Here is a 19270-nt window from a genome sequence, read left to right as displayed (position 1 = left end):
TGCTTTTGGGCGCATTAACCGCCGGTCATCGACATGATGCGGATGAGTTTGCCCGGATTTTCGCGAAATTCGTGCCGTTCCGGCTTCAGCTCGATGGCCTGGCGAATGGCGTCCAGCAAGCCTTCATCGCTGATGCCGCTACGCAGCAAGGGCCGCAGTTCGAAACTTTCCTCCTGTCCCAGACACATATACAGCGTGCCGTCGACCGACAGGCGGACGCGGTTACAGGTGGCACAGAAATGCTGGGAAATGGGAGTGATCACCCCCAGCGTGAATGCCCCGTCGGCGCTGCGCCAGTAACGTGCCGGTCCGCCACCCATTTCGCTGCTTTGTGGCAACAGACCAAAACGCTGTCGTAATTGTTCCAGCACCGGCTGCAAATCCAGATAGGCGGTATTGCGCCCGCTGTCGCCCATTGGCATGGCTTCGATCAGCCGCAGCACAAAACCGTTGTCAATACAGAAACCCACCATGGTTTCGATGTCAGCCTCGTTGACGTCCTTCATGGCCACCATATTGATCTTGATGGGCGACAGGCCGGCGGCACGGGCTGCTTCCAGACCGGCCATGACTTGCGGCAGGCTATCACGGCCGGTGATGGTGTTGACACATTCGCGCCGCAGCGAATCCAGGCTGACATTGACACGTTTGACGCCGGCGCGGTACAGCGCGTCGGCATGCCGCGCCAGCTGGGTGGCATTGGTGGTGAGCGACAGGTCTTGCAGGCCGGGCAGGGCTGCCAGGCGACCGGCCAGTTGCGGCAGATCGCGCCGCAGCAAGGGCTCGCCGCCGGTCAGCCTGACCCGGCGTGTACCCAGGCTGACAAATGCCGCCACCACGCGTTCGATTTCGTCGAAGGTGAGCCAGTTTTCCGGTTCTTCGAAGTCCTTGAAGCCTTTGGGAATGCAGTAGCTGCAGCGCAGGTCGCAACGATCCGTTACCGACAGGCGGAGATATTCAATGCTGCGTCCAAAGCGGTCCTGCAGGATATTCATGATGGAGCGACCAGGTTAAGTCAGCACGGGGCTGCCGTGATGGGTGATATTGATCAGAATAGCGCCAAACCTCGCTGGGTAAAAGGCGTTAGGAATTATTGTCGTTTGTCGTGGTCCACTGCTCTTTATCCTGATTTGTCGGCATTCTGTTACGGTTCTGTCTGTTAAAGACGTGGATTTTTCTTAACATCAATTGCAAACTAGTTCTAGTTTGAACTATACTGATTCGAACAAAGGTTGATGACGCTATGAGTCATGTAAAAAAGGAGCCGTCTCTGTCGGTCATTCGGGAACTCGCGCGGACATTCCAGGCATTTGAGCAATTGTCGGCTTTTCATATCCGCCAGATGGATCTCACGCCGCCACAATTCGATGTGGTGGCGACACTGGGCAATACGCCAGGCATGAGCTGCAAGGAATTGTCGGAAAAAACGCTGATCACCAAGGGCACACTGACCGGGGTGATCGACCGCCTGATTGAAAAGGGCGTGGTCAGTCGCTGTGCGCAGGAGCAGGACCGCCGCAGCGTCATGGTGGCCTTGACCGCACAGGGCGAAGCCTTGTTCCAGCAAGTGTTTCCGGCGCACATCGCCTATATGAAAACCGCCTTCGACCTGCTGGAACCGGCGGACATGGAAGAATTGTGCCGTCGGCTCTCGCAGCTGCGTGCTGCATTTAACCAGGTACTGGAGCAAAAAAAACATGAAATCGAGTGAGCGCTATTCCTCACCCGCCATTGCATTGCACTGGCTGATTGCCGGGCTGATTATCGCGACCTTTATTGCCGGTCTGCTGGTGTCTGGCCTGCCCTTGTCGCCGGCCAAGTTCAAATACATCGCCTGGCACAAGTGGGCGGGCATCACCATTCTGGCGCTGGTGGCCGTGCGCTTGCTGGTGCGCCTGCTGAAGCGCCCGCCCGCGCTGCCGGCGCACATGAATGGTCTGGAGCGGCTGCTGGCGCATGGCGGCCATTTGGCACTCTATCTGCTGATGTTCGCCGTGCCGCTGACCGGCTGGCTGATGAGCTCGGCCTATGGTTTTCCGGTGGTGTTGTTCAAATTGGTGCAGCTGCCGGACCTGGTGGCGCAGAACGAGCAACTGGCCGCCACCCTGAAGACCGTGCACGAAACCCTGAACTGGATCATGGCCGCCTGTGTGGCTGGCCATGTGCTGGCCGCCATCAAGCACCATGTCATCGACAAGGACGGCATGCTGTACCGCATGAGCCTGCGTGGGCCACGCGAATAAACCCTTAGCTGAAGTGAGAACGAGCATGAAACAACTGAGACTGATTCCTGCAGCATTGCTGCTGGTCGCCCCGCTGTTGCAGGCCGCGCCGCTGGATACAGGCAAGAGCCAGATCAATTTCACCATGAAGCAGCTGAATGTGCCGGTGACCGGCAACTTCAAGAAGTTCAGCGGCACGGTGGTGCTGGACCTGAAGAAACCTGAAGCCGGCAAGGCCGACATCAGCATCGACACTGCCAGCATCAGCCTGCCGACGGCCGAAGCTGTGGGCGAGGCGAAAAAAGCAGACTGGTTCAATGTAGCGAAATTCCCGTCGGCCCGTTTTGTCAGCAGCAGCATCAAGAACCTGGGCGGTGGCAAATTGCAGGTGGCAGGCAAGCTGACCATCAAGGGCAATACCCGTGATGTGACGGCGCCCTTCACGGCCCGTCAGGAGGGTGCGCTCACCGTGGTGGAAGGCGTGCTGCCGGTATCGCGGCTGGCTTACAAGATTGGTGAGGGCGACTGGGCCGATACCGGCACCGTGGCCGATGAAGTACAGATCAAGTTCAAAGTGGCCATTCCGGCCGGCAAATAACACTCAGGAGAGTTAAGTCATGATGAAGAAAGCCTTGTTCGCTGTTGCGTTTTCGGCCTTTGCTGGTGCCGCCCTGGCCGCCCCGGTTAGCTATAGCGTGGACCCGACCCACACCGTGGCCCAATACGAAGTGCGTCACCTTGGTTTCTCGGTGCAGTCCGGCGTATTCACCAAGACTGCCGGCAATGTGGTGCTGGATACCGAAGCCAAGAAGGGCGCTGTTGACATCACCATCGATACCAACTCGCTGCAAACCTACCTGGCTGCACGCGACACCCACCTGAAGAGCAAGGATTTCTTCAATGTGGCCCAGTTCCCCACCATCACCTTCAAGTCGACCGACCTGAAGTTTGCCGGTGACAAGCTGGCTGCTGTTAACGGCAACCTGACCATTCTGGGCGTGACCAAGCCGGTGACCCTGACCGTGACCAACTTCGGTGGCGGCAAGAACCCGATGAGCGGCCAGGAAACCTATGGCGCCAACGCCGAAACCACCATCAAGCGTAGCGATTTCGGCATGAAGACTTTCCTGCCGGCGATTGCTGATGATGTCACCCTGAAAGTGACCATCGAAGCCGTCAAGGCGCAGTAATCTAGCTGTCTCTGTAGCAAGAAAAAGCCCGCATATGCGGGCTTTTTTCATGGGTGGCGGGGTGCTCAGTGCGACTGCAGGCTGAAGCTGATGGGCACCAGAATGCGCGATGCAATAGCCGTGCCATCCTGGCGGGCCGGTACGAAGCGCCAGTCAGCAACAGTGGCGCGGGCTGTCTCGTCCAGCCGGCGCGAATGGCTGCTGTCAACGATATCGATCTGGCCGGCACGGCCTTCCGGGCTGACCAGCACCCGTAGCAGGACCCGACCCTGTTCACCCAGTTCACGCGAGCGTTCCGGATAGGGTGGCTCCGGGTTGTGCAGATAGGCCGTGCGATATAGCGCGGGATGATTTTCTGCGTCGCTGGCGGCTGGCGTATTGGCGGCTTTGCCCGGCGTGCTGGCCGGCGGATTGTCGCTGGTCTGGCTGCCCGCCGGAGTGGCTGCTACCGGGCTGGCCATGGTCTGCTGTGCCTGGCGGTTCGCCGCCAGGCGTGGGCTGGCTGCCGGTGTGGGCGGGGTAGTAAGCACGGGCTGTGTGGCTGCTGGCAGATGCCTGGTTGGTGGGCTGCTGCTGTGCGGCGTCTGCGGCAGCCGCGCCGGCATCCTTTGTAATTGTAACTGCAGGCCGGCTGGCGCCGGGGCCGCGGCTGGGCCTGCCGGCCAGACCGCATGGCTATAGCCCAATAGCCCGGCATGCAGCAATAGCGACAGCAGCAGGGCGGTGAACAGGGGCAGGTGTGGCAGTCGTGGCATTCCGCTACTCAGCAGCGCATGCTGGCGGTCGGTCGGGCGTACTGCCACCAGGCCACCGCCATCGATACCAGATAAAAAACCAGGAACAGCATGAAGGCGGGGACGAAGCTGGCGAACCAGTCCAGTGCGCTGCCAAAGGCTTTGGGAATGAAGAAGCCGCCCAGCGTGGCCGAAACCGAGCTGATGCTCATCGCCGCCACACCACGCCGTCCGCCACGGGTGTAGGCGGCGGCAATGCTCTCGCCGCTGGCCTTGGCCTGCCGGCCAGCCTCGATCAGGAAAACCTTGGGTGACAGCTGGTAGGACGAGCCATTACCCACGCCGGCGGCAAAGAACATCAGCAAAAAAGCACACAAAAACAGACTGAAGCTGCCGCCGTCGAGCTCGCCGGGCAGGCTGACCAGGATGAGCAGGGTGCCGACCACCATCAGCGCATTGCAGACCAGCGTGGTGATGCCGCCACCGATGCGGTCACCGCACCAGCCGCCGATGGGCCGGGCCAGCGCGCAGATCATCGGCCCCAGAAACAGATAGGGCGTGGCATTCACCAGCGGGAACAGGGCATGGGCCAACAGCGGAAAGGCGGCGGAAAAACCGATGAAGGTGCCATAGCTGCTCAGATACAAAAGGCAGATATACCAGGTGTGGCGCTCCTTCATCATCAGCCACTGGTCGTTCAGGGTCAGCCGCAGCTTGGGCAGGTCGTGTGCGTACAGCAGGCAGAGCGTGGCAATCAGCAGGATGGGGATGATCCAGATATAGCCGGCATTCTGCAGCCAGACCGGATGCACCTGCGCACCACGGCCCCAGATTTGCGGCTCGCCAGCCAGGCTGCCAAACAGCGGAACGGCAATGGCCAGCGGCACCACGATCTGCACCACGGACACGCCCAGATTGCCCATGCCGGCATTCAGCCCCATGGCAAAGCCCTTGGCCGACTTGGGAAAGAAAAAGCTGGTGTTGGACAAGTGCGACGACGAAGCGGCGCCGCCAATGCCGCAACAGGCGGCCACCAGCAACAGCAAGGGGAAGGGCGCGCTGATGTCCTGTACCAGCCAGCCCACGCCCAGCGCGGGAATCAGCAGGAACAGCGTGGAAATGCCCAGCCAGGTGCCACCGCCTACCCAGCTCCAGATGCAGGCATAAAACAGCCGCATGATGCCGCCGACCAGCGGCGGAATGGAAACCAGCAGAAACTGCTGCTGACCGGTCATGGCAAAGCCGATGGCCGGCAAATTGCTGACCACGATGCTCCACATCATCCATACATTGAAATTCAGATGCAGGGCGAGGGTGGAAAGGAGCAGATTGCGGTTGGCAATCCTGCGGCCGCGGGTCAGCCAGAAAATGATGTTTTCCGGCTCCCAGCGCTTGATGCTTACCGTCATGCCCGAGGTCTCGAAGAAGTCAAAATGCGCGTTATGGCAACGCAAGTCGCGCAGTATGAGCGCGACCTCTGGAGCATAGATTGCGATGCATCAATTGCGCCATGTTGAAACTTGCGTAGATGCGTCATGCAATTTCGCGCATCTTCAGTGCCTCGACAATATCCACCGCCACGATGCGGCTGACCCCCTGTTCCTGCATGGTGACGCCCACCAGCTGCTCGGCCATTTCCATGGTGAGACGGTTGTGCGAGATATACAGGAACTGGGTGCGTTCGGACATTTGCTTGACCAGATCGCAGAAGCGGCTGGTGTTGGCATCGTCCAGCGGCGCATCGACTTCATCGAGCAGACAGAACGGCGCCGGATTGAGCGAGAACAGCGAGAACACCAGGCTCATTGCCGTCAGCGCCTTTTCGCCACCGGACAGCAGGTGGATGGTGCTGTTTTTCTTGCCCGGCGGCTGGGCGATGATCTGCATGCCGGAATCCAGCAGGTCTTCACCGGTCAGTACCAGCTCTGCGCGGCCACCACCGAACAGGGTGGGGAAGAATTCGCGCATCTTGCCATTGACCGCTTCATAGGTGCTTTGCAGCATCTGGCGCGTTTCGCCGTCTATCTTCTGGATGGCTTCTTCCAGCGTCGCCATGGCCTGGTTCAGGTCTTCGGCCTGGCTACCCAGATACTCGCCGCGTTTGCGGGCTTCTTCCAGTTCTTCCAGCGCGGCCAGATTGACCGCCCCCAAGCCTTCCAGTGCGCGTGCCAGGCGAGCGATTTCCGCCGCCAGCGCATTGGGCTTGATGGCATCGGTGAGGTCGGCCAGTAGTGCGGCCTCGTCGGCCTGGGCTTCTTTCAGTTCCTCGGCAAAACGCTCCATCGCCAGCCGGGCTTCCTGGTGTTTGAGCAGCCAGTCGGAACGCCCCTCGCGCAGGGCCGGCAGTGCGGCATTGGCCTCGTGCTGACGCTGCGTCAGCTGGCGTAGCTGCTCGGTCATGCCGTTCAGGCGGTCGCGAGTGGCTGCCAGTGCGGCTTCGTGCTGTTCGCGCAGTTCCAGCGCTTGCTGCATGGCCTCTTCCGGCACGGTGTCGTCAACCGTCTCGGCTTCTTCGGCCAGGGTTTCCAGCCGTTCGGCCAATTGCTGGTCGCGCTCGTCCAGCTCGCGGGCGCGGCGCGCCAGTTCGCCGGCTTTCTGCTCCGCAGTGTTGAGTTCCAGGCGGATTTCATGCAGCTGTCGCTCGGCATCGCGGGTTTTGTTGCGGGCCAGTTGCAGGCCGGTTTCGGCGTTCAGGCGGTCCAGCCGCACTTCCTCCAGCTGCACGGTCAGCTCTTCCAGTGTCATGGCCGACTCTTCGCCCAGCAGCTCGCCTTCTTCGATTTCCAGTGCCGCCTGCTGTTGCTCCTGGCGGATGCGCAAGCGCTCGGCCTCGATGAAGGACAAGCGTGCCGCGCCCTGGCGCGCGGCCTGATCCAGCTTGACGTGCTCCAGCGTCACCGCGTTGAGCTCGGCTTCCAGCCGGGTGAGTGAACCCTTTTGTGCCCGTACCGCTTCGGACAGCATGCCGTTCATGCTTTGCAGTGATTCACGGCGCTTTTGCAGCTTGTCGATGTCGGGTGCCAATTGCTGCTGGCGGCTGTGGGCCGCTTCCAGTTGCTGTTTGCGCACCATGACGCCGGCACCGCTGGCCTCGCTGTGAAAGCTGACACTGCTGGCGCTGACCCGGTGGCCCTGGGGAGTGAGCAGGCACTGGCCGGCCAACAGCTGCGTGCGGCGGGAGATGGCCTGGGCCAGGTCATCGGCCAGATACACGCCGTCCAGCCAGTCGGCCAGCGCGGCGGTAAAGGGCGCACTGGCGCTGATCTGGTCCAGCAGGCGTGGCCAGGGCTGGGTGGCCGTGGCCGCGGGCTGTTGGCCATCCACCACGGTCAGCGCTGCCGGTGGCTGCGCTGTGCAATGGGCGGCACGGGCGGTGAGCCGCTCGCCCAATACCGCTTCCAGTGCGCCTTGCCAGTGCGGATCGATCTGCACCGATTGCCACAGCTGAGGGCTGTGGCTCAGACCCTGTTGTTCCAGCCAGTCAGCCAGTTTTTCACCGGCGGCTTCACGTTCCAGTACCGCGGTGAGGGCGGCGACTTCGGCTTCTGCCCGCGCCAGCTCGGCACGCTGGCTGGCCAGTTGCTCGTCCAGTTTTTCCCGCTCCGAGGCCAGATCAGCCAGCTTGGCTTCGTCGGCCACCACGCGGGCGCGTACGGCATCCAGCGCCGAGCGTGCCCGCTCCACTTCGGCTTGCGCCGCTGCTTGCTGGGCGTGGTCGGGCAGGTTGAGTTCGGTCAGTTCACGTTGTAGCGATTGCTCACGGCCTGCCAGTTGCTCCAGTGCCCGGCGCTGGTGTTCGGCTTTTTGCCGTGCCAGGTCGCGTTCACGGGTGAGGTTGGCCTGCTGTGCCAGCAGCTGGGCTTGCAACTGGTCGCGGGCGCGGAATTCGGCTTCGGCCATGGGCAACTGGTCGGCACCGTCTTCCAGTGCCATTTGTGCTTCTTCCAGCCGCATCTGTGCTTCTTCGCGCCGTGGCAGCCAGTCGTCCAGCTCCATGCCGGCCTGGCGGCGGTTTTCGGCCAATTGCTGGCGTTCGCTGCGGGCGGCGGCCAGTTCGCGCTCTACCCGCACCTGGTTTTGCTGGCGATGGCGTTGCTGTTCTTCCAGCCGTGCCAGTGCCGCATTCGCTTCGAACAGCCGTTGCTGGGCCTCGTGCACTGCATCGCTCACCGCGTAGTGGCTTTCGCGCACGGTTTCCAGCTCGCTATCCAGATGGGTGAGCGCCGCTTCCATGGCGGCTTCTTCGGTTTCGATGCGCGACAGCTCGGCGCGGGCGTGGGCTTCGTTGCGGCTGGCTTCTTCGCGGCGGGCTAGCGCCAGCAGGTTTTGCTTGTGGGTGAGCGTGCCGCGCAGGTCGTGGTACTGGGCGGCCACTTCGGCCTGCTCGCTCAGCCGTTCCACCTGGCGTTCCAGCTCCTGGCGCAGGTCTTCGATGCGCTCCAGATTGGCGCGGGTGTCGGCGATACGGTGTTCGGTTTCGCGGCGGCGTTCCTTGTATTTGGAGACGCCGGCGGCTTCTTCCAGATAGGCGCGCAGCTCTTCCGGGCGGGCTTCGATGATGCGCGAAATCATGCCCTGTTCGATCACCGCATAGCCGCGCGCGCCCACGCCGGTGCCGAGAAACAGGTCGGTGATGTCGCGGCGGCGCACTTGCTGGTTGTTGATGTAGTAGCTGGATTCGCCCTGGCGGGTGAGCACGCGCTTGATGGCCACCTCGGCATATTGGCCCCACGGGCCGGTGAGCTGGCCGTCGGCATTGTCGAACACCAGTTCCACCGAAGCACGGCTGACCGGCTTGCGGGTGGAGGAGCCGTTGAAGATCACGTCCTGCATCGACTCGCCACGCAGCTGCTTGGCGCTGGATTCGCCCAGCACCCAGCGCACCGCGTCAATCACATTGGATTTGCCGCAGCCATTGGGGCCGATTACCGCTACCAGCTGGCCGGGGACCGGGATGCTGGTGGGGTCGACAAATGACTTGAAGCCGGAGAGTTTGACGTGGGTCAGGCGCAAGGCGTCCTCGCAGGGTGAATGAAGCAACGGCGGCATTTTATCAGGGTGGCGCCATTTGGTCGGATTTGCTGCAGATCAAGCGTCAATCTGCGCCAGGAGTTGTAAGCGCTGTTGTCAACTTTGTTGTGCCATAATGCCCGCATGGAACCGTTATCGCTGACCGATCACTTTCTGATTGCCATGCCCAATATGGCTGATCCGCTGTTTGCCCGCTCGCTGGTATACCTGTGCGAACACGGCGAACACGGTGCCATGGGCCTGATTGTCAACAAGCCATCCGGCATCGCCATGGCGCAGTTGTTCGAGCAGATCGACCTGCCGCTGGAGACCGATCCGCTACGTGGCGAGTCGGTGTACTTCGGTGGGCCGGTGCAGCCCGACCGCGGCTTTGTGCTGCATGCGCCGGCCGGGCATTGGCAGTCCAGCCTGCAGGTCAAGGACGGCATGGCGCTGACCACCTCCAAGGATGTGCTGATTGCCGTTTCCGAAGGCAGGGCGCCGGAGCGCATGCTGATTACCCTGGGCTATGCCGGCTGGACCGCCGGGCAGCTGGAGCAGGAAATCAGCGACAACAGCTGGCTGACTGTCAAGGCCGAGCCTTCCATCCTGTTTGAACTGCCGGCTGAGTTGCGCTACGACGCCGCCATGTCCCTGTTGGGATTTGATCCCTCCTTGCTGTCGGGAGATGTCGGCCATGCCTGAGGGAACCGTACTGGCTTTTGATTTTGGCGAACGGCGCATCGGCGTGGCCATGGGTGAAACCATGCTGGGCATTGCCCATCCGCTGCTGACCATCGATACCGAAATCACCGACGCCCGCTTCGCCGCGATCGGCAAGCTGATCGACGAGTGGCGGCCGGCCCAACTGGTAGTGGGCCTGCCCATGCACCAGGACGACACCGAACACCAGATGACCCAGCTGGCACGCCGTTTTGCCAATCGTCTCAAGGGTCGCTTTGGTCTGCCGGTGTGGCTGGTGGACGAGCGGCTGACTTCGGTGATCGCCGAATCCATGCTGGAAGAAGCCGGCGTGCGTGGCCGCAAGCAGAAACCGGCGCTGGACCAGGTAGCTGCCCAGGCCATTCTGGCGACCTGGTTTGAAAGCCCCGGCATCGCCGTCTGAACCATCCATCATCATGCATCTATCCCCCCGTTTGCAGACATCCATCCTGATGCTGGCCTTCCTGCTCAGCCTGTCAGGGCTGGTCTACCTGCTGCTGGACCCGGCACGCAGTGTCAGCCACTGGCAGCCGGCCCCCGGCCATGTCGAATCCAGCCGCATCCTGGTCAGCAGTCCGCCCGAGCATCCCGACCAGATCCACTGGGAACCCTATGTGCAATACCTGTACACGGTAAACGGCGAGCTTTACCACGGTGATCAGCTGTACGCGGTGGCGGCCGGCCTGCCTGGCGACCACAGCAGTGCCGAAGACATCACCCGCCGCTTTCCCGCCGGCAAGGCGGTGGTGGTGTATTACAACCCGCAAGAACCGACCCGCGCCGTGCTGATCCGCGCCGGCGACAGCAGCATAGGCAGCGGGCAGTTCATTCTGGCGGCGCTCAGCACCCTGTTTGGCTGGGCCTTGCTCGACCGCCTGCTGCAACGCTGGCGGCTGGGGCGCGGCCACCGGGCGGTATCGCATGGTTGAAAAACTGCTGCAAAGCCTGATGCTGCTGGCCGGACTGGCCGCCTTCGGCTATCTGTGGTGGCTGGGTGCCAAGGGCGATGCCTCGAGCAGCTGGCCCAGTGCCGTCGGCATCGTGCAGCAAAGCCGGCTGGAGCAGCGCCAGGTCAATGCCGGTGGTGATCGCGACAATACCTGGGAATACTTTCCCTACATCAGCTACCACTACCAGGTGCAGGGTCAGACCTATCAATCCGCCAACCGGCGCTTCCCCAATCCCGGTTACAGTCGCAGCCAGCAGGAAGTGGCGGACATCCTGGCGCGCTATCCGGCAGGGGCGCAGGTGCGGGTGTATTACAACCCGGCCAAGCCGGCCGAAGCCTGTCTGGAAACCGGTCAGCACTGGACGGCCTGGGTGGGCAAGGCCATCGCGCTGCTGATCGTGGTGGTGGCCGCCGGTTTGCTGTGGCGCGGACAAAGCTGACGCGCGCAGGGGCAGACTCTGGCCATCTGGCTGCGGCCACCTTTGCCGCCAGGTTTTTCCATGCAAATCGACTGCCGTTCGGGATAAAGCAATTTATCCCCCCACCCGATTTAAGCCATAATGCCAGCAAAACCAAGCTGCATGGCACTTGCATCCGCGCCATGCCATAACAAGGGGAACGACTATGTTGGCCATTATCGGAGGCAGCGGCCTGGCCAAGCTGCCGATTCTGGAAGTGACCCATCGCCAGGTAGTGAGAACGCCGTACGGTGATCCATCCTGCGCGCTGACTTTTGGCCGCATCGGTCAGCAAAACGTGGTGTTCATCGCCCGCCACGGCCATGGCCACTCGCTGGCACCGCATGAAATCAATTACCGCGCCAATATCTGGGCCCTGCACAATCAGGGCGTGAAAGGCATTCTCGCCATCGGCTCGGTTGGCGGCATCCGCGCCGACATGGGGCCGGGCACGCTGGTGGTGCCGGACAACATCATCGATTACAGCTGGGGCCGCAAGCACACCTTTTTTGATGGCCCGGAGCGGCCGGTAGTGCATGTTGATTTCAGCAATCCCTACGACGACGGCCTGCGCAGCAAGGTGATCGACGCGGTCAAGGCCAGCGGCAAGCCAGCGATCAACCAGGGTGTCTATGCCTGCACCCAGGGCCCACGGCTGGAAACTGCAGCAGAAATCCTCAGGCTGGAGCGCGATGGTGCCGATATAGTCGGCATGACCGGCATGCCCGAAGCCTGCCTGGCCCGCGAAATGAACCTGCCCTATGCCCACCTGTGCCTGGTAGTGAACTGGGCGGCTGGCAAGGGTGGCAGCGCCACGGTGAATTTCGATCCCGCCACGGCTGAGGCCGGCATCAGCGATGTCACGGCGGTGTTGCAGGCCATGCTGTCGGCTAGCGCATCGGTATGATCTTGCCGCAGCCTTGCCTGCGGCAGTCAATTTCTGGAGAGAGTCATGTCCTCTGCCCGCTATGATTTTTTTGACGCCATCTTTGCCGCGCGCCGCGATCAGCCCCTGATTCTGCATGGGGATCAAACGATCAGCTACGGCCAGTTTTTCGACCGGGCACTGCGTTTGCTGAATCATCTGGTGATGCAGGGTGCCCGCCATGGTGACCGCATCGTCATCGGCCTGGAAAATCGCCCGGAATATCTGGAGCTCATGCTGGCGCTGGCGCTGGGGGGCATGACAGCCTGCCCGGTGGACCCGGACATTACCGTGGCGCAACTGAACAAGACGCGCCAGGTCGTCAATGCCGCACTCTGCATTACCTCTTACGACCAATTGGCCTATGCACTGGACAACAGCGTTCCGGACTGCGTGGCGCAAGGGGATCTGAACCTGCCCTTCCTGGTGGTGTTCTCCTCAGGAACCACCGGTGCGCCAAAGGGTATTGTGCAGTCGTTGGGCAATTTCTTTGCTGCAGCCCGGGCGTTTGCCAGCGAGGTAGGGCAGCAGCCCGGACAGATTACCTTGCACAACTGGCCGATGTTCTATAACGCGGGTCTGTTCAATCTGTTTGCCTGCCCCTTGATGACCGGTGGCAGCATTGCCGTTTGTCCGCGTTTCAGCGCCAAGTCGCTGGGGGGCTTCTGGGATGATCTGCAACGCTACCAGCCGGATTATCTCTATCTGTCGCCGACCATGGCGGCTTCTTTGGGCAAGACCTACAAATTTTTCAAGGCTGATCTGGCGCCACTGCAGCGGGCCAGCGTCATTTCCACCAGCTCCATTCTTTATCCGGCGATCAAGGATGAAGTCCGGCAGTTGCTGGGCGTGGAGATCCGGCCTTGTTTTGGCATTACCGAACTGGGTGGTTCCTTCACCATTGGTAGCCGGCAAGCCGGTCCCTTCTCGGTCGGGCGGGTGATGCCCGGCGTTGAAGCGTTTATCGACCAGGCTGCCGATGGTGAATTGCTGGTACGTTCCCCTTATATGGCACTGGGCTATCTGGGGGCCGAGGGGCATATCGAGCTGTTCGACCGTGATCAGCCATTCCGTACCGGGGACTTGGGCCATCTGGCCGGCGATGAGCTATTCGTTTCTGGCCGGCGCAAGGACTCCATCAAGAAAGGTGGCGAGTTGATCAGCCTGTCAGAGATCGAGGACATGGTGCATGGCGCCGATCTGTGTGAAGAGTGCTATGCGGTGGGCAAGCCGGATTTATTCTGGGGCGAAACCTACGACGTGTTCTTTGTCCCGCGTGCTGGCGAACACGCCGAGGCAGTACGCGATGCGCTGATACGCCTGTTCAATACCGGCCTGCCCCAAGTTCAACGCCCGGATCAGGTCCACGCGGTAGACAGCATCCCGCGTACCTCGTCGGGCAAGCCCATCAAACGGCTGATCAGCTATCAGGCGGTGTAATGACGTCGAATCTGTTAAGCACCTTCGATCCGCGTAACGGCCGGTTGGTGGCGCGCTATCCCTGTGCAGATGCTGCGCAGGTCGCGCAGGTATGCCAGCGAGCGCGGCAGGTTTTTTTCGACAGCTGGCGGGTGCTGCCCGCCGCACGTCGCAGCCAGGCCTTGCACAGTGTCGCCCAGTATCTGCGCGCCCATCTTGCCGAGTTTGCCGCTGCAGAAGCTGCCGATACCGGCAAGTCGCTTGCGGGGGCTGCCGGTGAAGTGGAAGGGGCTGCGGCGCTGTGGGAATATGCTGCGGCGCTGGCTCGCGTCGAGCACAGCGAAACCCTGGGCTCGTCCACCGGCAGCGGACTGGCACTGACCCTGCGCGAAGCGATGGGCGTGGTCGGGATGATCGTGCCCTGGAACTACCCCTTGATCACCACGGCCGAGCGCCTGCCCTTTGCCCTGGCCGCCGGCTGCAGCGTGGTGCTCAAACCGAGTGAGCTGGCGGTGGGGTCGCTGGCGCTGTTGGTGGCCCATCTGCAAGAAAATCCGCTGTTTCCCACGGATGTCGTACAGCTGTTGTATGGTGCCGGTGCCGCAGTGGGCCAGGCACTGACCAGGCACCCGGCCGTCGACATGATTGCTTTTGTTGGCTCCACCGCCACGGGCCGGGCCATCGAAACCGCTGCAGTCGCCTGCGGTAAAAGGGTGTCGGCTGAATTGGGTGGCAATAACCAGGTATTGGTCTATCCGGATGCCGATCTGGGCGCCGCAGCGGATGCCGTCATTGCCGGTGGCTTGCGTAATGGAGGGCAGGCCTGCATTGCCGGCACGCATGTGCTGGTCGACCCGATGGTGGCCGATGCTTTCGTGCTGGAGCTGGAGCAGGCCTTGCAGCGCAGATACCCTGCAGCAGATGCCACATCCTTGCCCGCTGGTTTGCAGCCCATGATCACCTTGCAGCACAAGCAACGCATCCAGGGGCTGCTGCAGCAGGGCCTGCAGCAGGGCGGGCATTTGCTGCAAGGATCACGGCTGGATGGCCCGGGGCAATACCTGGGGCCGGTGCTGGTCGACCGGGTGAGTGCGGATTCCATACTGCGCCAGCAGGAAATATTCGGGCCGGTGATTACCGTGTGTCGCGTTCCTGCCGGTCAATTTAATGCCATTGTTGCCGATAACCATTATGGGCTGGCCGCTTATGTCTGGACCGGCTCCAGCAGCACGGCACTTGCGGTGGTACGGCAGTTGCGTGCCGGGCGCATCTGGGTGAATGCCAATCCTGAATTCTGGTTACCCGAACTGCCCGTGGGCGGATTTGCCGATTCAGGCGTGGGCCGAGAGGGTGGCATCCGGGCACTGGAAACCTACTCCTTGCCCAAGGCCGTCATCATTAACTGATTCTGAATAATCGTCGTGCGCGCCTGGCGCGGGCGACTTGCCCCGAACCTGCCGATACCTTCGGCACACAGGGATTCGGGCTAAACGAGGAGTGTGTCCATGGGTCAGATTTCCCGCCCCCTTTCGCTGGTTGAAAAGCTGAAGCAGGAGTCCGTGCAGGAGTTCATCAATAAATTCCTGTGGAACAAGAGCAATCGGGCACCCTTCGTGGTGGAGCTGGACCCGACCACTGCCTGCAATCTGGCCTGCCATGACTGCATCAGTGCCAATCTGCTCAACCAGGGTGGTATCGACAACGAGCGACTGTTGCGGCTGGCCGAAGAGTTTGCCGAGCATGGCGTCAAGGCCGTGGTGCTGATCGGCGGTGGCGAGCCGATGGCGCACCCCAAGTTTGGTGCGCTGGTGGAGTCCTTGTATCAGTCAGGCATCAAGGTGGGGGTAACCACCAATGGTACGCTGATGCCGCGCTATATGGACCAGTGCATCAATATGACCAGCTGGCTGCGCGTGTCGGTGGATGCCGGTAGCGAAGAAGTGTTTGCCGAGTTTCGCCCGCATGCCAGTGGCAAATCACAGTTCAACCTGGTCATCGACAATATGCGGCAGATGGCCGCCAGCAAAAAAGGTTTGCTGGGCTATTCCTTCCTGCTGCTGTCCAAGTTCAATGCGGATGGCAGCCTGCACCGCACCAATGCGGTGGATATCGAAAAGGCCGCCAAACTGGCCAAGGAAATCGGTTGCGACTATTTCGAAGTCAAGCCGGCCTTTGACATGATGCACTTCCTGCAGCAGCAGGACTTGTCGGTGGTGGAGCTGGTCAACCGCAATCTGAAGGCCATTCACGAGCTGGCCGACGACAATTTCAAGATTATTGCGCCCTTCACGCTGGAAGAGGCACTGCGCGGGGTTGGCACGCAGGTCAAGTCTTACAACCGCTGCCTCACTGCGGAATTGCGCACGGTGATCACACCAAGCGGCGCCTATGTCTGCCCCTATCACCGTGGCAATCTGAACATGCGCATCGGCGATGTGGCCAAGGTCTCGCTGGAAGAACTGTGGCAGGGTGACCGCCGCAAGACCGTGATGAATCGCGTCGATCCTGCCCGCCATTGCACTTTCCATTGCATCCGCCACGAATCCAACCTGTTACTGGAACGCATGGCAGCCGGTGAAGTAGTGGATACCGTGTCCGATTTCGACCTCTTTATCTGATGCCGGCCATGGATCTGCTCAGTCGGGAAGAATTGCTGGCCATCGGCTTTACTGCGGTGGGTGAAGGGGTAAGGGTGTCACGTCGGGCGGTTTTCTACGTGATTGAGGGCAGTATTGGCGATGGTGCGCGTATCGACGACTTTGCCATCCTGACCGGGCAGCTAGAGATCGGTCCGCGTACCCATATTTCCCCCTTCTGCTTTTTGGGTGGCACCGGCGGGCGCATCGTACTGGGGGAGGGCGTGGGCTTTTCCACCCATGTCAGCGTGTTTACCAAGAGTGACGATTACCAGCAGCAGGCCGATGGCCCGCGTGGCAAGGTGGAGGGGGATGTGGTCATCGGCCCGCATACCATTTTTGGCGCGCAGTGTGTCATCCTGCCGGGTGCCGAAGTGGGGCGTAACTGCTCCATCGGGGTGGGCTGCGTCATCAAGGACAAGGTGGCTGATGGCGGACGCTATGTCAGCATGGGCATCCGCTCGGTACAGCTACCCTGAGTCAGCAGACAAACCTGCTGTGCTTGCAAGGAAAAATACAGATGGAAGAAATACGCAACTGGATCAGCGATTATCTGCGGGAGGAAGGCAAGACCGATTTGCAAGCAGACTTGCCCCTGTTCGAACAGATCGACTCCTTCAGTGTGGTGGGTTTCCTGATGGCGGTCGAAGAACGCTTTCATTGTTTTGATGAACTGACGGCCCAGGCATTGAGTGGCCTGACGATAGAGCAGATGGCCAAGCTGCTGGCACAGCATCAGCAGTAGAAGCTGCAGGCAAAGCGTAGCCTGCCTTGATGGTGACGGCCGATTCTGGTCGCAGTTTCCTGGAGTTTCCGTGGATAAAAACAGTTTCGATGCTGCGTTGCGGCCTGGCTTTCGGGCCGCACTTGCGCCATCCAATACCGCATTGCGACAGGCGGAAAACCAGGCATTCAGCCGCTTGCTTGATGAGCACGGACAGTTTTTGCCTGGGGCCAGTTTTATACGCGATTGCCCCCGGTGTCAGACCCCATCGGGTAGTGCAAGCTTGTTGCTGCAGGCACATGGCATGCACCTATTGCGCTGCCCTGTGTGCCGGCTGGTATACAGCCGGGAGGTCATCAACAGCGATTTCGACAGGCAGCGTTACCAGGCCAGTGAGGCTTCTGATGCCAACCTTGCACTGAAGATCGACCCGCATTATGCCGCGCTGGAGCAAGACAAAGCCCGCTATGTGATACAGCGTCTTGGCACCATGGTGGCGCCGGGCAAACTGCTGGACATTGGCTCCTCCACCGGCGCGCTGCTAAGGGCTGCCAAACAGAGCGGCTGGCTGGCGCATGGCGTTGAAATCAATCCGGCAGCCGTTGCCTATTGCCAGCAACATGGGCTGGATGCCATCTGCGCTGAATATCCGTGTGTACTGCCGGCGGGGTGGACAGGTTATGATGCTGTATTGATGCTGGATGTGCTGGAGCATTTGCCAGATCCACTGGCATTTTTGGCTAGGCTCGCGCAGGACATGCGACCGGGCGCTTGGCTGGTGGTGCAGGTTCCCAATTTCCGCAGTTTGCTGATTACCATGGAAGGTGGTCGTAACAATAACATCTGTCATGGCCACTGGAGCTATTTCGAAGCGGAAACCCTGTCAGACATGATGCACGCGGCCGGCTTCGAGATGCATTTTTTAGAAACCTATATCAGCGAGCTGGATCGGGTAAAAGCTTATCCCGACGCTGTGATAGCCAATGCCTGGCAGCAATTGACCGACCAGCAGCTGGCTGCACCACAAGCCCTGACCGTCGATGATGTTCACCAGGCGCTGCTGGGTTACAAATTATTCGGACTTTTTCAGAAAGTAGCGGCATGACGCTTCCGCGCATCCCCTTTGGCAAGCCTTTTATTGTTGGTAAGGAACTGTTCTACATTGCCCAGGCGGTAATGAGTAGCTCAATAGCCGGGGATGGCGTCTACAGCCGCAAGTGTCAGCAGTGGCTGGAAGAGCATCTGGGTTCGCCCAAGGCACTGCTCACCCATTCCTGTACCGCTGCCCTGGAAATGGCCGCCATCCTGGCCGATATCGGCCCGGGTGACGAAGTCATCATGCCTTCCTTTACCTTTGTCTCCACTGCCAATGCTTTTGTCTTGCGTGGCGGCGTGCCGGTATTCATTGATATCCGTCCCGATACGCTCAATCTGGATGAAACCCTGGTGGAAGCGGCGATCACCCCGCGTACCAAGGCCGTGGTGGCGGTGCATTATGCTGGGCAACCTTGTGCCATGGAGGCACTCAAGGACATTTGCCAACGCCATGGCTTGCTACTGATTGAAGATGCTGCCCAGGCCATTCTGGCCCAATCCGAAGGGCGTTCGCTGGGGGCCATTGGTGACCTGGGCTGCCTGAGCTTCCATGAAACCAAGAACATCATCTGTGGCGAGGGCGGGGCATTGCTGGTCAATAACCCGGCGCTGATCGAGCGTGCCGAGGTGATCTGGCAGAAAGGCACCAATCGCAAAGCCTTCTTCCGCGGCGAGGTGGACAAATATACCTGGGTGGATATCGGTTCCTCCTTCCTGCCCAGCGAGCTGAGTGCGGCCTTCCTGTTTGCCCAGCTTGAGCAGGCCAAGCGCATCAATGCCCATCGCCGGGCCCTGTATGGCAAATACCTGAGCCTGCTGGAGCCACTGGCCGAACAAGGCATGTTCGGTCTGCCGCTATCGCCGGGAAATCGCCCGGAAAACGGCCATATCTTTTATTTGCTCTGCCGTACGGCAGAGCAGAGAACCGCCCTGATCGCTCACCTGCAGCAGCACAATATCGCCGCCGTATTCCATTATGTACCGCTGCATGATTCGCCGGCCGGGCAGCGCTTTGCCCGCACTGCCGGCGCGCTACCTGTAACCGAAAGCCTTGCCACCCGCCTGCTGCGCCTGCCCCTGTATTCCGAAATGACCATGGAGCAGGTACGCCGTGTCTGCCTGGCCATCCAGTCGTTCTATCAGGCAAGCCGCTGACCGCGCATTACCCTTCATTTTCGAGGCCCG

Annotated in this window: 20 protein-coding genes; 16 read left to right on the top strand and 4 right to left on the bottom strand. The window is 60.8% G+C overall.

Annotation, left to right across the window (positions count from 1 at the left end; all coding sequences use genetic code 11):
- Positions 1–14: 14 nt before the first annotated feature.
- A complete protein-coding gene (gene moaA, locus EAY64_RS00200; RefSeq protein ID WP_103522819.1) occupies positions 15–989 on the bottom strand; it encodes a GTP 3',8-cyclase MoaA in 975 nt (324 codons plus the stop codon).
- 329 nt (positions 990–1318) lie between these two features.
- On the opposite strand from moaA, the gene EAY64_RS00195 reads away from it, so the two are divergent.
- Genes EAY64_RS00195 through EAY64_RS00180 form a run of 4 tightly spaced genes read left to right on the top strand, consistent with a single transcriptional unit; the run spans position 1319 to position 3412 of the window.
- On the top strand, positions 1319–1711 hold the full coding sequence (locus EAY64_RS00195; protein WP_226034311.1) for a MarR family winged helix-turn-helix transcriptional regulator: 393 nt from the start codon (positions 1319–1321) through the stop codon (positions 1709–1711).
- Positions 1698–2243, top strand: coding sequence for a cytochrome b (locus tag EAY64_RS00190; RefSeq protein WP_103522791.1), 546 nt, complete (start codon positions 1698–1700; stop codon positions 2241–2243). Before EAY64_RS00195 ends, EAY64_RS00190 begins: the two co-directional genes overlap by 14 nt.
- A gap of 25 nt (positions 2244–2268) precedes the next feature.
- The gene (locus EAY64_RS00185; protein ID WP_226034312.1) at positions 2269–2820 is read left to right on the top strand and encodes a YceI family protein; all 552 of its coding nucleotides are present in this window, start codon (positions 2269–2271) and stop codon (positions 2818–2820) included.
- Between the two features lie 19 nt (positions 2821–2839).
- Positions 2840–3412, top strand: coding sequence for a YceI family protein (locus EAY64_RS00180; protein WP_103522790.1), 573 nt, complete (start codon positions 2840–2842; stop codon positions 3410–3412).
- Positions 3413–3477: 65 nt separating this feature from the next.
- On the opposite strand, the gene EAY64_RS00175 is transcribed toward EAY64_RS00180, so the two are convergent.
- The 3 genes from EAY64_RS00175 to smc form a co-directional block, all read right to left on the bottom strand.
- A complete protein-coding gene (locus tag EAY64_RS00175) occupies positions 3478–3942 on the bottom strand; it encodes an energy transducer TonB (protein WP_158604585.1) in 465 nt (154 codons plus the stop codon).
- A gap of 233 nt (positions 3943–4175) precedes the next feature.
- Positions 4176–5555: an MFS transporter gene (locus EAY64_RS00165; RefSeq protein WP_103522787.1), complete on the bottom strand. Its 1380-nt coding sequence runs from the start codon at positions 5553–5555 to the stop codon at positions 4176–4178.
- 124 nt (positions 5556–5679) lie between these two features.
- Positions 5680–9159 (bottom strand): chromosome segregation protein SMC, encoded by a 3480-nt coding sequence (gene smc / locus EAY64_RS00160; protein WP_103522817.1) that lies wholly within the window; start codon positions 9157–9159, stop codon positions 5680–5682.
- A gap of 141 nt (positions 9160–9300) precedes the next feature.
- On the opposite strand from smc, the gene EAY64_RS00155 reads away from it, so the two are divergent.
- From EAY64_RS00155 to rffA, 12 genes are all read left to right on the top strand, one after another.
- Positions 9301–9861 carry a YqgE/AlgH family protein gene (locus tag EAY64_RS00155; RefSeq protein ID WP_103522816.1) on the top strand — a complete coding sequence of 187 codons (561 nt, stop codon included), beginning with the start codon at positions 9301–9303 and terminating at the stop codon, positions 9859–9861.
- Positions 9845–10282 (top strand): Holliday junction resolvase RuvX, encoded by a 438-nt coding sequence (ruvX, locus tag EAY64_RS00150; RefSeq protein ID WP_103522786.1) that lies wholly within the window; start codon positions 9845–9847, stop codon positions 10280–10282. Before EAY64_RS00155 ends, ruvX begins: the two co-directional genes overlap by 17 nt.
- Positions 10283–10295: 13 nt before the next feature.
- The gene (locus EAY64_RS00145) at positions 10296–10808 is read left to right on the top strand and encodes a DUF3592 domain-containing protein (protein WP_103522785.1); all 513 of its coding nucleotides are present in this window, start codon (positions 10296–10298) and stop codon (positions 10806–10808) included.
- Complete coding sequence (locus EAY64_RS00140) at positions 10801–11268, top strand: DUF3592 domain-containing protein (RefSeq protein ID WP_103522784.1); 468 nt, start codon at positions 10801–10803, stop codon at positions 11266–11268. The genes EAY64_RS00145 and EAY64_RS00140 overlap by 8 nt, the downstream gene beginning before the upstream one ends.
- A 184-nt stretch (positions 11269–11452) precedes the next feature.
- Complete coding sequence (locus EAY64_RS00135) at positions 11453–12193, top strand: S-methyl-5'-thioinosine phosphorylase (protein WP_103522783.1); 741 nt, start codon at positions 11453–11455, stop codon at positions 12191–12193.
- 45 nt (positions 12194–12238) lie between these two features.
- Positions 12239–13651, top strand: coding sequence for a class I adenylate-forming enzyme family protein (locus EAY64_RS00130; RefSeq protein WP_103522782.1), 1413 nt, complete (start codon positions 12239–12241; stop codon positions 13649–13651).
- Positions 13651–15036 (top strand): aldehyde dehydrogenase family protein, encoded by a 1386-nt coding sequence (locus EAY64_RS00125; protein ID WP_103522781.1) that lies wholly within the window; start codon positions 13651–13653, stop codon positions 15034–15036. The genes EAY64_RS00130 and EAY64_RS00125 overlap by 1 nt, the downstream gene beginning before the upstream one ends.
- A gap of 99 nt (positions 15037–15135) precedes the next feature.
- Positions 15136–16248 carry a radical SAM protein gene (locus EAY64_RS00120; protein ID WP_103522780.1) on the top strand — a complete coding sequence of 371 codons (1113 nt, stop codon included), beginning with the start codon at positions 15136–15138 and terminating at the stop codon, positions 16246–16248.
- A gap of 8 nt (positions 16249–16256) precedes the next feature.
- On the top strand, positions 16257–16745 hold the full coding sequence (locus tag EAY64_RS00115; RefSeq protein ID WP_103522815.1) for an acyltransferase: 489 nt from the start codon (positions 16257–16259) through the stop codon (positions 16743–16745).
- A gap of 41 nt (positions 16746–16786) precedes the next feature.
- Complete coding sequence (locus EAY64_RS00110; RefSeq protein ID WP_103522779.1) at positions 16787–17011, top strand: acyl carrier protein; 225 nt, start codon at positions 16787–16789, stop codon at positions 17009–17011.
- A 70-nt stretch (positions 17012–17081) separates the two neighbouring features.
- Positions 17082–18095: a class I SAM-dependent methyltransferase gene (locus EAY64_RS00105; RefSeq protein WP_103522778.1), complete on the top strand. Its 1014-nt coding sequence runs from the start codon at positions 17082–17084 to the stop codon at positions 18093–18095.
- Entirely contained in the window at positions 18092–19240 is a 1149-nt protein-coding gene (gene rffA / locus EAY64_RS00100; RefSeq protein WP_103522777.1) for a dTDP-4-amino-4,6-dideoxygalactose transaminase, read from the top strand. The genes EAY64_RS00105 and rffA overlap by 4 nt, the downstream gene beginning before the upstream one ends.
- The last annotated feature ends 30 nt before the right edge of the window (positions 19241–19270 follow it).

The sequence above is a fragment of the Aquitalea palustris genome, from assembly GCF_003693445.1.
Lineage (GTDB): Bacteria > Pseudomonadota > Gammaproteobacteria > Burkholderiales > Chromobacteriaceae > Aquitalea > Aquitalea palustris.
Note: the sequence above shows the minus strand (reverse complement) of the source record. Positions and strands in the feature narration are given on the sequence as shown.